The following is a 14,259-nucleotide window of genomic DNA, read 5'->3' on the forward strand; positions in this document are numbered from 1 at the left end:
TTGGAGTATGAATATGCCCATGTATCCAATACAGCGGATTATATTTCGAAATCAAATCCTCAAGATTAGAAGCATATGCCGAAGTTACTGGATCATTTCTGTATAATTCAGGAACCGATTTTATACTAGGTGCGTGATGTGTAATAACCACATTCTTATAATTTTTAGATTCTTCCAGACTTTCCTCCAACCATATTTTTGAAAACTGGTGAATCTTATAGGTGTCTATAGATCTCAATTTAGAATAGGAAGGATCTCGACGAATTTGTTTGTAGTCATTCATTTTAGCTTGACAGATAATCCCATATTCAACTGGATTTCCAAACAACGAAAAGTCAGTCCATAAGGTTGTGCCATGGAATCTTATCCCGTCGAACTCAATTCTGTTATTTTCAAGAACGGTTACATTTGAGTCCCTTGATGCTTCGATGATCTTATGGAGCGTCTTTGGATATGAACCTTTGTAGTACTCATGATTACCAATAATATAAATTACAGGTATGCTTGGAATATATTTTTTAACCCATTCAACCCCTTTTGTCCCAAGATTGGTATCACCAGATAAAATGACAAGGTCAGCATTTTTAAAGTTCAGATCTGAAATCCCAAACTCTTGATGTAGATCGCTAATAATCTGTATTCTCATTTTTAAGAGATGATATTACCATACTTATCAAGTTCTGCTTTACATTTAGAACACAATATTCTATACATACTATTTAAATTCGTAAACTAATCAATTGAGAAATATTCTCTTGTTACTTCATCTCTGGCGAATGTTGTTTTTTTAATTTTCATTCAGAAGCGTTCTATTCGATTAAATATAAAACTACAAAAAAGTAGAATGATGTTATATTTATATTCGTGTTAGAAACAATTAACGCTATACATCCTATTTGTCTACATTTAGTCAACACAACCAGCAACAACAAACCATGAGCAACAGGATTAAGCCGCTCTACCGCAAAGAAAACAAAGTATCCCTGTCAAGCAAATACAATGTAAGGAAAGGAAGTGAGTACCGCTATGAAAGGCATACCAAGGCATTTCTGAACGACGACCGCAACCATAAACCGATGAACAGCGGCAAACACGGATACGACTACACCCCACTATTCAAATTCCTGCTTTCCAAAGTTGGCAGCGACTGGGACCAAACCTACTCCGAAGCCAAAGCTAGGCTCAATGACCCCCTACCCATATTCTGGATGGTTGCCCTACATGAATCAGAACGCAGGGATATAATACGAATCGGCGAATCCAGCTACTACTTCGGCCTATTTGTCGACACAAAGGGAAAGCTAGCCATCGTAAATCCCGACATCACCAGCACTGAGCTTCCAGAACCTTATCCCGGAGAAACACTTAGCTTCAATGGAATTGCCATTAACAAAGCAGACAGCCAAACTGACGAACCTGAAAATACCGACATTAAAAATGATGAAACCAGCGAAGAGAAAAGCTAAGCATCAAATGACTCGAGTAAACCCTTGCGTCAAACGTACCGGATCAGCAGGAATCAACATCCTTACCCCCCAATCTTTCTAAAAGTCTTTTTGTTATGGCACAGAAATAATTAAAAGGGTCGGATCCACAAAAGGCGGATATTCGCTAATTTTGAAAACACAATACATGTCGAAAAACTGTTCGACCATCCTTTGGTCAAAGTCCATGTTGAGTCCATGGTAAGTCCATGGTGAGTCCATGTATTCCCGAGAAAACCTTGGACTTGTCTTTCACTTTCATTAACTTCATAGTTCCTTTCTATCAAGCCGTTACCAAACCATTCTGCACGCTTAATTTTAAACACTAACAAAGTATGGGAAAATTTGATGGCAAATTTTTAAGAGGCACCGTTGGCGATGTCGTTTTTAAAAAGGTTCGCGATGAGCAAATCGTTCAAGGTAAAACCAAAAAAAAGAAAATAAAACAAACTCAGAATACCAAAAATGCGTCAACCACTTTTGGAAAGGCTAGCAATTTGGCGGCCGACATAAGAGTTGCGCTTTCACCAACTATTGGCCAATATGATAGCATGATGATTTCCCGGTTTACAGGCGAAACCACGCAAGTGCTTAATGCAGCTATTGTTCCCGGAACAAAAGTATTCGATTTCTCTATTGCACCCTTCAACAGGTTTAATGGTTTTGAATTTAATAACACATCCCCCGTAAGAGATCGGTTTTTCGCTCAGCCATCGGTTACTGCAAGTAACAATGCGATTAAAATAGCTGTACCCGAGATGCAGATCCCCCAAGAATTAAGGTTCCCTTCTAGCGCTAAGAAATGTGTTTTAGCCTTTCAGGTTGCCTTGTTCGACCTCAAAAACAAACGCTATTTAGTGCAAGACGTTCAATATATTGAAATAAAGTACAAGTATAAACCCGAGGTTATACCTCCTGCAGAATTCAGCTTTGATGCTGAAGCAGGGTGCCTGTGTATAATAACACTTACCCTTCAATATATTACAGAAACCTTCTCTGGCAATTCAGTAATTAACAATAAATCATTCAATCCTGCAGCCATATTAAAAGCATTTATGCTACCGGGAGTCGTAAGTGCAAGTAATACTAAACGCTGGAAAAGAATGTCATTCAAAGCAAATTAGCAATGATAGTGTGATTAAATTATCCCTTCTTGTAGTGCCTTTCTTGTTTCCTCTGTAATTTTCATGTAGAAGCGTTTTATTCGATTGTTAATATTAGTTAGATATTTTATAGAGTTTTAGCACCATTTCAGAAAGCAAAGTAAAGATCACTTAGTGAATTATAAACAGCACTAAGTAAGTAGCCAAGTAATACAATTCTGTATTTCAGTATGATCACCTGGCAACATGGTTGCTAGGGTGTTATTATCCAAACTATTCACAAATGCTGCCCAGACAACCTCATTCTTGCCTGACAAATGAAGATGATCCTCAATCGTCCCCTTTCTCCAGACCCAAATATTGTGACTTTTCATCTTAGTACAAATATTTTCCAGATTAGTCGCAATCGAAGCAGATTTGGCCAATATTGCGAAAGCCTCTGCCGCAGTCACGGCTTGACTTTTTTCCGGCCAGCCATCCGGCCCAATAGTTATATTATTTGCATTAGCAATATTGGCAAGTTCTGTCTTACAGGCCAAGATATCCACGTCACCCGCTACCAAATAACCCTCATCTATTCCTTTCTTCATTGCAAAGTCCAAATCAACCAAAGTCTTCACTGGTAAATCCATTACGCGTAAAACCTGCATAGTCTTTTTGGTATTACCCGATCCATTCATATTAACGAATGCTGTCTTATGATGAAGTAAACTACATCCCATAACCTTTTCGATGATTAGCGGAAGCAAACGATTTTCCGTCTTCCCCTCGGCCAAAATCACCTTTTCAGAGAAGAGTATGTTGCTTGAATTTGTCAAAGAATATACAATGGAAATTTGGTGATTAGCATTAGCCTCAATCATTGGTACAGCCGCCTTAAGAGATTGCCGTTTGTGTGTGCCCAAACCTAAGCTCTTTCTCACCAAAATCGTACTACCAACATCTTTTGTAGTAATCATAAAAGGCGAATGTGTAGAAAATACCACCTGATATCCTTGTTCGGACAGAATCTTAAGAGACTGTCTCAATATCTCTATCCCTTGGGGATGCAAATAAAGCTCAGGCTCATCAATCAACAACAAAGTCGTTGTCAGGTTGACCTGACTAGCCAACTTCAAATCTGCCAAGTGACGAATCAGGGCCATCTGAATCGAACGCTGCGCGCCATGTCCTAGAGCACCAACATCCTTATGATTAAGCACACCATCCTCGAAAACCTTAATGGTTCCTTTCTTAAAAACCTCCTTAAGCTCAGGAGTAGGAATGTGCACCTTTATGCTAATATTTGGAAAAAATGCATCAAGTTTCGCACTCACCTCATTATCAAACACACCCAATTCTGGTGCCCTATTAATCCCATCAACATCCAAAAGATTCTTGAGCCCCAGTAGAGCGGTATTGACCTGATCTCCGTATTGCATTTCAATAGGCTCGATCATTTCAGCCAAAAGCTTTCCAATGGTTGAGGATGCACTCGATTTGCTCACATCATCCTCCGCATTATCCATTGCCGCAATATGGATGGGCTCAGGAAAGAGGTCTTTTATCGCATTATCAATTCCAGCGGGATTATTGTCCCATGTTGTCCCATCAACTGGACTAAGGACCATCAGCTTTATCCCGCCTACAGCCTGTCCTGGAATATCTTGGATACGCCTAATAGTCAGTCGGTCGGCAACCAGATAAGGCTCTATCCTCGCCCGATGAAGCTGATCAATATTCTGCAGGATCTGATCGGTAATCCCATCAATAGTGGCCGTCACAACGATTGAATTACCTACATCATTAAAAAACGCTGTAGGAAGTGATGACTTGCGCAGAACCCACTTGATTGCCTGCAGAATATTAGACTTACCAGCATTATTGTAACCAACAAGGGGTGTAAAGCTTTCAAACTCGAAACTATGATTCTTGATTGACTTAAAATTCTCTATTGTGATACTACTGATAATATGTCCCATTATATATTTTGAGTTTACGTTATTTAAAGTTTATTGGAGTCGGTTTTACTTCACCCCTCCCCCTGACCAGATTGCGATTAAGGGAAGTTAACTTAGCCAAATTACTATTTATTTTCAAATTCACTCTACCAAATGATCCAATAGCTGTATCTGTATAAACACGAAAAGACAGTGGTTAATCCCCCTATTGTTGAGTAGATTAACCAACACTAAAATTAAGAGTATTATAGCTGATCGAGCAATGCCCTAATATATTCAAGAATGTTATCGGGAATATCAGATGAGAGCTCTGTCTACTTCATATCAATTCCTTACGCTGTGCTAAACCTATACTGTTCAAGTTTATTCAACGCAAAGAAATCTACGAATACGCACATTATCCAATATAATTAGCACAATAGCTAAAAATACTAATATTTTTAGCTTATTTTACGCAATCAATTAATCTGAAAAGTGATGAGAAATTTAAAGACTATTTATCTTAATTTAGAAAATTCAAAAAACGCTCAGAGAATGGATAATAAGGTAAGCATCAATAACAACAGTGTTGACTCCGCTGGAATTACTAAAGACTATATGGAAGCGGTCTGTGAGCTGTTGTGGAATGGCTATGATGCAAACGCAACCGAAGTGAATATCGTATTTGACACAAATCAGATAGGGACCATACACTGGCTTAGCATCATAGATAATGGAACGGGTATCAATCTTGGCAATCTGGATGAGACCTTTGGGGCATTCCTAGATTCGATCAAACGAAATTCCTACCAGCGTTCGTCTTATACAAAAGGGAAAAAAGGTAAAGGTAGATTTTCGTTCATCGCACTTGCTTATGATGCCAAGTGGCAAACGACTTTTCTTGACCAAGCAACATCAAAATACTGCACTTACGATATCACCATCAGCGCGAATAATAAAGATGTCTACAAAAACGACAATCAAATAAGTAGTGATAAAGGTGCTACAGGAACCACGCTGACTCTAACGAATCTGCATGGGGTAACCGGATTTTCATTTCAGGCCGTCGATTTCATAAAATACCTGGAAAACGAATTTGGCTGGTTTTTACTATTAAATAAAAAGAATAACTACAAGCTAAGCATTAACGGGGAACCGATTGAATACCAGAGAATTGTTGCCGACAGTGAAGAAATACCTATGTTCATCACAGATGCTGATGGGACCAAGCATAAATTTGAAATTACTTATGTAAGATGGATGGAAAAGATTGGAGATAAATATTACTACTATTTCCTTAACGACGATAAAAGAGAAGTCTCAAAATCCCTCACTTCTTTCAATAACAACGCAATAAATTTTTATCACAGTCTTTACGTTGAATCAACGTTTTTCAACAATTTCATCCATTCGGATTCGGTCGAACCCGCAACCAGGATATTTGGTTCAAACAACGTCGGCCATGTTTATAAAACCCTTTACAAAGAGCTGCAGAAGATTGTTGCTGAAAAACAGAAATTATTCATCAGAGGCAACGCCGCTGACGAACTGATAGAGCGTTTTGAGCGTACAGGAGCTATCCCCTATTTCAGCGATAACAAATATGAACAGGCGAAAAAGAAAGACCTAATCGAAGTTGTAAAGGAAATTTACTGTATCCAGCCAAAAATATTCAAAGGCTTGAACGAAACCCAAGAACGCACAAGCATCGGCTTTATAAACCTCTTGCTCGATACTGATGAAAGGGAAAACATTCTTTCGATCCTAGAGGGAATTGTCAATATTTCAAAAGAGGAAAGAGAAAACTTAGCCATTCTATTGCAGAAAACTTCCTTCGGCAGGATTACCAGAACCATTAACCTGATCGAAAGCCGTTTCCGAACAGTAGAACTTTTGAGAACACTGGTCTTTGATCTAAAAAAATTCACCAATGAGCGTGATCATATACAACATGCCATAGCAGAAAACTACTGGTTATTTGGTGAACAATTTCATTTGGTGTCCTCTAATGAAGGATTCGAAAAACTTTTAGCTAACTACCTTAATATTCTCGACGGAGAAGAAGATAAATCTATAGAGAAAAGTAACGACATTGAAAAAAATAGGCGCCCAGATATATTTATGTGCCGCCAACGTAGTATTCCTGATGGATACAATCATGATGATGACATCGAAGAAAATATTATGGTCGAACTGAAGCGCCCGAGTGTGACAATCGGAAAGGAACAGTTGCGACAAATAGATGATTACATGGATTACATTACAAGGCAGGAACAATTCAATTCAAAGACCAGAAGATGGAGGTTTTTCGTAATCAGCAATAAAGTTGACGACTATATTGAAAAGGAATACCTAGCATTTCAGGATAAGGGAAAGCGATACCTTGTAAAATCATCAGGAAATATGGAAATCTTCGCTATGTCCTGGGATGATTTATTCCGCACTTTTACTACAAAGCACAAATTCCTGTTGGACAAACTGGAGTTTGATCAAAAATCAATAAAAGACGAATTGAAATCAAAGGGTATAAATTTGGATGTCAAAGTATCAGATGAACTGACAAAAATCATCAAGCTTAATGCCAAAGCAAATACGTAAATGTTGATCTCGTATTTTTAGCATCTCTATATTAACAAAAGCCAACGCTCACCAAAAACCATCCAAATGGATAGTACTTATAGAAAAATTGAAAGACGCCACGTATTTGAGGCAATTACAGTAGTAATTGATGAAAATAGGAAGTTGGCTACGTCTACAGGTTATGATCTAATTGTAGATGGTAATGCTTACCCACCCAAAGAAATACTTCGTATTGCATACAAGCTTGCGACGAGTAGTGAGTTGGGAAGAATTTACGGAGGCGAAAGGGTAAATAAACGTTTTATTGAGCTTGGTTTTGAAATCTTACGAAAAAATAAAGTATGGAAACTTGGATGTAACTGGGAAGCTAATAATTCAAGTTTCTTTAATTTTATAAAAAGAGAAAAAATTGCAATCGGCGTGGATGACTATCCATACGATATAGGAGACCTGATATTAGTAACAGAAGGATTCACAGTTTATGCAATTGCAAAAGTGAAAGATCGGCTAAAACCTGTCCAACAAGTCGAGGCATTTGAAGAAGACTTTGAAAAATATAGTATTCCCTATGAGAACTGGGTAAAATTTGTCAATGTAGAATGGCATGACCTGCCTAAAAGCGAGGTGTTCCAATATAAACTCCAACAGGGAATCAGACAAGTTCACAAACAGGAAATACTCGAGAAGGCCTTTGATATTTGGGAAAATAGGAGCATAGAAAATTCTAAGTTAAATTTCTATCAAAAAGATTACAAAGACATGCCCTCTCCAAACTGGACATACCCATCAATTATCCTTATCCAGACCTCATGGAACGACAATGGTTACTATACATCCTTCAATTGTTTCTATTATAAGGACATAAATACTCGGACACCATTTGGGCAGGTAAAGATATTGATGGAAGGTGAAAAATACACCAGGCTTCCTAAAGAGTTTACTGATCTGAGTGACAGCTTCATATCTCTGGGACAATCAGCCAGATATTATGATACGATCCGGGACGAGCTCCCTTTTGATCCCGAACAAGTCTTACGCGCCTTGAATGACTGCACCATTGACACTCGGCTTAATAATCGCTTCTTTAACGAGGCTGGGTTTAGGGTGTCGTTGCTCAGAAGTAGCGAGGCTGAAAACTTATTCCGCACCAATAATGATAACCTTCTACTTTTGGGAGTGGGTAGGGAGAGTAAAGATTTCAAGTTCAGCTTCTCTTTTCAACTGCCAAAGGCTTTGGACATGCATAAAGTCGATTTTAACTTTACCAAAGATGACCCACTTCCAAATCGTTTTTTTTGTCTGATCGGTAAAAATGGAACAGGAAAAACAAAATACCTGTCCCAACTAGCAAAAAAACTTGCTAATAGCGTTGAGGACGGATTATTTTACCCTGAAAGACCTATCTTTTCGCAAGTCAAGGCAATATCTTTCAGCTTGTTTGACAATTTTGGAATCCCAAAAAAGCAGGACATCAATTATGAACTTATCAGTCTTAAAGATAAGGATGGAGTATTCGACTCCGAGCGCAACAACAAGGAGCTTTGGAGCTCCTACCGTGAACTCATAAAAGATAGGGATCGTAAAAATCTTTGGTACAACATCCTCAATTCGGCGCTTGATCTAGAAAACATCGAAGTTCACACAGATGCATTCGACGCGACTACTCTTAGTGATTTTACAGCGACTATTGACGATATATTTAGCTCTGGCCAAAAAATCACATTCCACTTTTTTACCAGACTACTTGCTACGATTGATAATGGTTCGATTATCCTTTTCGACGAACCCGAGACTCATTTGCATCCGAACATCGTCAGCCGTATTTTGAACGCGCTTAATATCCTTCTACATCAGTACAATTCTTTCTGTATCATTGCCACCCATTCTCCGGTAATCCTGCAGGAGATTCCCTCAAAATTCATTCGGGTATTCCAAAGGCAAGGAAACATGCCATTGATTTTCTCACCAACAATTGAATGTTTTGGCGAAAATCTCACCAACATAAACAATTCTATTTTTGATGTCGACAAAGAAGAAGAAATCTACAAACATACCTTTCGAAACCTTGCGCAGGAGAAAACTTTTGAACAAATCCTAAAACTTTTTGAAAATCGCTTGAGCCTAAACGCTCAATTATATTTGAAAATGATCATAGGAGGTAACGACAGATGATAAATTCTAAGTGTTATCAAATCAACGAACATATATTCTTTCTGACAATTGTTGGCGAAAAACAAAATAAAGCGAAAAACATACTTACACCGATTACAGCCCGTGTCCTTGGCACATTTAACGAATACCTGACAAGATTCTCTACCCTATCTGCAAAGGCTGGGTCAGAATTTACTCTTGCTGAGGAAAGGGAGAGATCGCATCTAATCGGATGTTACAAAAACGAAACTGCATCATCTAGCTTTGTAAAGGGAAATATATTTGCTATCCAGCCCGATGTACTGAAAGTCCTCTGCCCCTATTGCATGCTGGATAGGCCAAGAACATTGGACCATTATATCCCGAAAGACGAATTTCCTGAATATGCTATGTTCGTTAGAAACCTTATTCCCTGTTGTTATGACTGTAATAATAAAAAAGACGAACTATGGCGGAATGGGACTCTTAGGCAATTTATTCATTATTACAACGATAATATATTAAACCACCAGTTTCTTTATTCCGAGCTAATTTTTAATGGCTCTGGGAGTATTCCTCGCATTCGGCATTTTCTCAGAAAACCAGTTGCAATGGCGAGACGTGATTTTCAGGTAGCTAGTTCCCATTTTGAAAATCTTGGCTTATTGGCCGCTTATGATGATAGTTTGAATAATCGGTTGTCAACTGAAATACAGCTGATTCTGACATATGTAATAGCTGGTTTATCAGATCAAGTAATCACCGATCTTTTAGGAAGCCAATTTTTAAATAGGAGTAGGACATACGGAGTGAACTATTTTGAAGCCATTATTTATCAAACCCTGGCAAACCACCTAGCCCAAGTCAAACTGGTTTTAATATAAAAAGGATTTAACAATTTAGACAGAACAATCCCCATTTAGCAAACACCTTTTTGCTATCCACATATTGTTTAACACATTTACCATTGAGCGCGTTAATTTATAACGTGGATAAGATCTTGTGGCAAGCAAAACTAGGACAACCTAGAGTCCGACCTATACATAAAGCTCCTGCAAAAGATCTCCAAGCTTTACTCCCAACACTAAAGGTCCAGCATCCTGCAGGCCCTTTAGTGATCATATTTGTTCTTTACCAAACTCTAAACTAAAAAGCCTCTATGAATAATAATTCCAATTAATCTGATTAGATAGCTACGACTACCCATAAATTAGTTTGCATCAAACCACCCCATTTCTTCGGCAATTTTACCTACAGGAACTACATTTTTATTTGCAAACTGTCTACAAGATTTTTCAGCATGAGAACCAATTATGCGAGGGTAACCTTTAGGATCCAGCATTATTTGTTTTGCCAATTCCAAAGGAATCTGCACGCTATCTTTCATGTGGGAATAATAAGTAGTGAATTTAACAAAGGTGGTATTTGATTGGTACGCTATCTTTACTTTCATTAATTTTTCTGCGTCTTTAGGGGTCTTTAAGTAGTCATTTACTAAATAATCTAATGATATACTTGCCGCCTCAGCTGTTTTGAACGTATAGGTTATAATGTTATGATTGATGAACTTCATACGTTCATTATCTTCACCACGAACGCTTAAAAGCAGTTTTGTTTCATCTGAAACACCTCTATTGGCGATATCTTTAAAAAACGCTTGAGTTTGTAGCAAGCTCAAAGTCGAAGACAATGAATTACCCAAAGTCATTAGTAGCTTAAGATAATCCTCCTGAGTTAAATTGTTCACCTCCAAATCTATGTTATCTATTAGGGAAATTAAGGTTTTAGGAGTTCCCCAACATAACAATACCAGAAGCGTAAACATCTTATCTTGTGATTTTTCTAAGCTACCAATCCAAAATTTTGGCACTCCAGATTTAAGCCTTGCGTACCTAACGCGCTTAGTAAGTGAAACTGTAGCATCATTCAAGTCATTAAATTCTTCATAGCTTTCTTCCTTGTTTCTAATACCAGCTGCTATTACGGAAGCTCTTTTCGCTAGCCAATTCTCTCCAAACATGTCAACAAATGCATCAATCAAGGATACCCACGGATTTAAGCTTTTAAGCCATATCGTTTTGGTCAGTATCAGAGTTGAATGAATTTTATTGAAAAATTCCAAAATATTCTTATCAATTTGATCGTTCGCATTAAGCTTTGCAAAATCAAAGTTATCAACCGTTTTGTAAGGCCTGTACCTATTGGTTAAAAATGTAAGGTAACTTACATTTGATGCTGATCCAGTTGCAAATTCTGTCATGATATATGAATGGAATATTATACACAATACATCTACAGGGTGTTCCAATGGGCGACTACTGAAGCTACGAACATCTAAGGCACAGATCCCTTTGAACAAAGCTTCTTTCATAGAAAAATTCCCATCAAAGTAATTGAGCTTATTTCCGTTTATTAGATGTTGAATCCTTATCTTCTTATTTTTTTCATCACAATCTATAAGTAAGTCATCTATTTTATCATCTTCTAATGTATACACAACTCCAAGTTGATATGCATACCCCAGCCATTTTGTCTTCTGTTCCTCATCCATCGCGATTAATCTTTGATGCCATAACTTGACTGTGTTATAGGGATTATTTTTAATCAATAAGATCAATTCCTTAGCAAAATCACTAGGTGGAAATTGCTGTAGTTGATCAAAACACTCATTTACAAGCTCCACCCTACCACAATCAATAGGCAACATTATTGGCTCACTCTTTCGCTCGTCCTGATTTAAAATACTGCCAATATTTATGCCGTCCAAAATCAATTTTAGTACACTTTGTAAAAGTTTTGGATATTGCGTGAAAACCCAATCTGACAATATCTGCGAGGTCACAATCCGAGGATAGTTAGTAAACTTTAATATTTCGTCTTGTTGAAGTTCATTTAGGGATTGGATGAGAGTGGCCAATTCCCCCTTATCAAAACAACCTGCAAAAAAGCGCACCACGTTGTGCCAATAAAAATTTCTAGCTATTGCATCAAACCTTTCCGGCTTAGTGCCAGATTTTTCGAAACCTGCGGGTGAATATGGAGCCGTCTTATATAAAAATTTCGCACAGAAATATTCACGTAGAGGCTGAACCTCAAACTCATAAGTACCCTGAACCCTTGAGACAAGCGCACAGACCCGCTCTTCAACTACGTGAAATAATTTATCCGCCAAATCAGTCTTATGCCCCTCCTTACTCAAATAGTCTTTTAATTTGATCTTGAGATTCTCCAAAGTAATACTTCCATTAGTATTTAATAGCTCGGCTTCTGAATGTAGTAACCATGCAAGGTATTGATGTATATCTATGATAAGATCTCTATTATCTCTAATTATAGCACTCTTTTCGGATTCTCTATTAAAAAATAGATCAATATAACTATCATATAATGCTGTCCTTTTATTCGGTAAGGATTCGCCCCGAGTTCTTAACAGGCTTATAAATATGGCCAATTGCATAGGGCTCTTTGCTAAATCTTTTAAATGAGGCATCTTTAGCTTTTCATCGACTAATCTTCTTATTTCAGATGACTCACGATTGTCGAGCCTACTCGCTTTAATCCACCTGTCTACATATTCTTTAGTCGTTTTCGGTGTCACATCCGTAAGCTCAAAATGTGGATATGTGTCGACGGAAAAACCAATGGTATCTGAAAATGCGGCTGGTCTGCTTGTTATTATAACCTGCAAAGATTTTGCATTCTCTTGAATCCTGATAATTCCGCTGTTTATGAAATCAATTACAGTCTCCCTCACTTTTAAGTCCGCAATTTCATCAAATCCATCAAAGACTAACAATATGCTACTTGACTTAGCTATAGCCACTAAGTCACTAACATCAAATTTGTCAATCTGTGAGTGGTAGATAATATGCCCTATCAGAAAAGACTCCAATGAATTTTTCCATATTCCATTGAAAAAGTCATCATCTAAACGGCTAAGGTAAGGGTTTTTCTTTTCAACCCAGTTCGCAATATGCCTCAAATCTATTTTAAATGGCAGTCTGATTGGAGTGTGGATAAGCTCCTCAGGCAACAAAGCAATATCAGATAATTTATCTAAAAGTCTGACCCTATGTACCTGGGAAACATATTGTGAAATGGTCGACTTTCCCTGACCAGGTCCGCCTTCTAATAGGATTTTTTTTATATTAGCCTGAACTTTTGGGTGTAAAAGAAAATAAGCAGCGCCAACCTGTTCCGTTTCATGAAGAAAATAGTCTTCGTATCTGACCAACCTACTATAAAAACTATCAAAATAATCAACAGTTCTAATCACCATTTTATTCTTTTGATTAATTTTCTTGGCTCTTATCGGGACATCCGTATATAGGTCAAATAGTTTATTTTGTAGATCAATTTGACGAAACTTCACCTCATTGTCCATCTCATATTGATCCACCAGGTATGCTTTGATAACAGAGGATCTTCTCTCCTTACTTTCATTTATATTGTCAAAGAGGACTGAATTAAGCATGTCCTGCCCATTTAGTATTTCGGGAAATGACCATTTAAAAATAGGGTCTTTACTTACAAGAGCAGATAAATCATCCCTCCACCAACAAAAGGCTTGTACTGGCATATGTTCACCCAGAATTTGATTTACTTTATCAATTGATCCTACATCAAGGTGTGCGGTGCCCTTAACGTTGGTGAGCAGATAAAACCTTGATGCACCTTTTGGTATCAGCTTAGCAATCTTATGCGATTCCTCTTCAATGATCTTTGTCAGCCACTTATGCGGATCAGCAATAGTGTTCGCGTTCCGAACGAATTTAACTTGAAAAACTATGAATTCCTTTTGCTCCGAGTTGGAAAAGTATGCAACGGCATCGCGACCTCCATCTGGCTGTCCGACGGGAAAGGCTTGGATATTAGTGAATTCTTTTGAAATTAATGTATTACAAAATTCTTGAAATCTCTCGTCACCGAGATTCTCATATAAATAGTCCATGTTCGAGTGTAATTTAGGTTGGGCCAATATATATCATATTTCTAGCAAAAACGGCAGAAACATATGAAAAAAAGATTTGTCAAACCTGAGAA

At 37.7% G+C, this 14,259-nt stretch carries 8 protein-coding genes; 5 read left to right on the forward strand and 3 right to left on the reverse strand.

Features of this window, described 5'->3' with window-relative positions:
• Positions 1–646: metallophosphoesterase (locus J1905_RS14480; RefSeq protein WP_214227998.1), on the reverse strand; the 646-nt coding region annotated here is incomplete at its 3' end.
• A 289-nt stretch (positions 647–935) separates the two neighbouring features.
• Here J1905_RS14480 and J1905_RS14485 point away from each other — a divergent pair.
• Together J1905_RS14485 and J1905_RS14490 are read left to right on the forward strand one after the other, a co-directional pair.
• Positions 936–1,466, forward strand: coding sequence for a hypothetical protein (locus J1905_RS14485; protein ID WP_214227999.1), 531 nt, complete (start codon positions 936–938; stop codon positions 1,464–1,466).
• A gap of 353 nt (positions 1,467–1,819) precedes the next feature.
• The gene (locus J1905_RS14490) at positions 1,820–2,608 is read left to right on the forward strand and encodes a hypothetical protein (protein ID WP_214228000.1); all 789 of its coding nucleotides are present in this window, start codon (positions 1,820–1,822) and stop codon (positions 2,606–2,608) included.
• Between the two features lie 170 nt (positions 2,609–2,778).
• Here the strand turns inward: J1905_RS14490 and J1905_RS14495 are convergent, their stop codons facing one another.
• Positions 2,779–4,548, reverse strand: coding sequence for an ATP-dependent nuclease (locus J1905_RS14495; protein WP_214228001.1), 1,770 nt, complete (start codon positions 4,546–4,548; stop codon positions 2,779–2,781).
• 576 nt (positions 4,549–5,124) lie between these two features.
• On the opposite strand from J1905_RS14495, the gene J1905_RS14500 reads away from it, so the two are divergent.
• The 3 genes from J1905_RS14500 (at position 5,125) to J1905_RS14510 (ending at position 10,100) form a co-directional block, all read left to right on the forward strand.
• Positions 5,125–7,104 (forward strand): ATP-binding protein, encoded by a 1,980-nt coding sequence (locus J1905_RS14500; RefSeq protein WP_250318103.1) that lies wholly within the window; start codon positions 5,125–5,127, stop codon positions 7,102–7,104.
• Between the two features lie 66 nt (positions 7,105–7,170).
• Positions 7,171–9,258, forward strand: a complete 2,088-nt coding sequence (locus J1905_RS14505; protein WP_214228002.1) for an AAA family ATPase — start codon at positions 7,171–7,173, stop codon at positions 9,256–9,258.
• A complete protein-coding gene (locus J1905_RS14510; RefSeq protein ID WP_214228003.1) occupies positions 9,255–10,100 on the forward strand; it encodes an HNH endonuclease in 846 nt (281 codons plus the stop codon). Before J1905_RS14505 ends, J1905_RS14510 begins: the two co-directional genes overlap by 4 nt.
• Before the next feature lie 326 nt (positions 10,101–10,426).
• On the opposite strand, the gene J1905_RS14515 is transcribed toward J1905_RS14510, so the two are convergent.
• On the reverse strand, positions 10,427–14,167 hold the full coding sequence (locus tag J1905_RS14515) for an NACHT domain-containing protein (RefSeq protein ID WP_214228004.1): 3,741 nt from the start codon (positions 14,165–14,167) through the stop codon (positions 10,427–10,429).
• Positions 14,168–14,259 lie beyond the last annotated feature (92 nt).

It is taken from the genome of Pedobacter sp. B4-66, assembly GCF_018492665.1.
In the GTDB taxonomy this organism is placed as follows: Bacteria; Bacteroidota; Bacteroidia; order Sphingobacteriales; family Sphingobacteriaceae; genus Pedobacter.

Excerpts from the sequence above, each read along its gene's own strand:
- J1905_RS14485 (WP_214227999.1), top strand. The coding sequence starts at position 936 with ATGAGCAACAGGATTAAGCCGCTCTACCGCAAAGAAAACAAAGTATCC.
- J1905_RS14490 (WP_214228000.1), top strand. The coding sequence starts at position 1,820 with ATGGGAAAATTTGATGGCAAATTTTTAAGAGGCACCGTTGGCGATGTC.
- J1905_RS14495 (WP_214228001.1), bottom strand. The coding sequence starts at position 4,548 with ATGGGACATATTATCAGTAGTATCACAATAGAGAATTTTAAGTCAATC.
- J1905_RS14500 (WP_250318103.1), top strand. The coding sequence starts at position 5,125 with ATGGAAGCGGTCTGTGAGCTGTTGTGGAATGGCTATGATGCAAACGCA.
- J1905_RS14505 (WP_214228002.1), top strand. The coding sequence starts at position 7,171 with ATGGATAGTACTTATAGAAAAATTGAAAGACGCCACGTATTTGAGGCA.
- J1905_RS14510 (WP_214228003.1), top strand. The coding sequence starts at position 9,255 with ATGATAAATTCTAAGTGTTATCAAATCAACGAACATATATTCTTTCTG.
- J1905_RS14515 (WP_214228004.1), bottom strand. The coding sequence starts at position 14,167 with ATGGACTATTTATATGAGAATCTCGGTGACGAGAGATTTCAAGAATTT.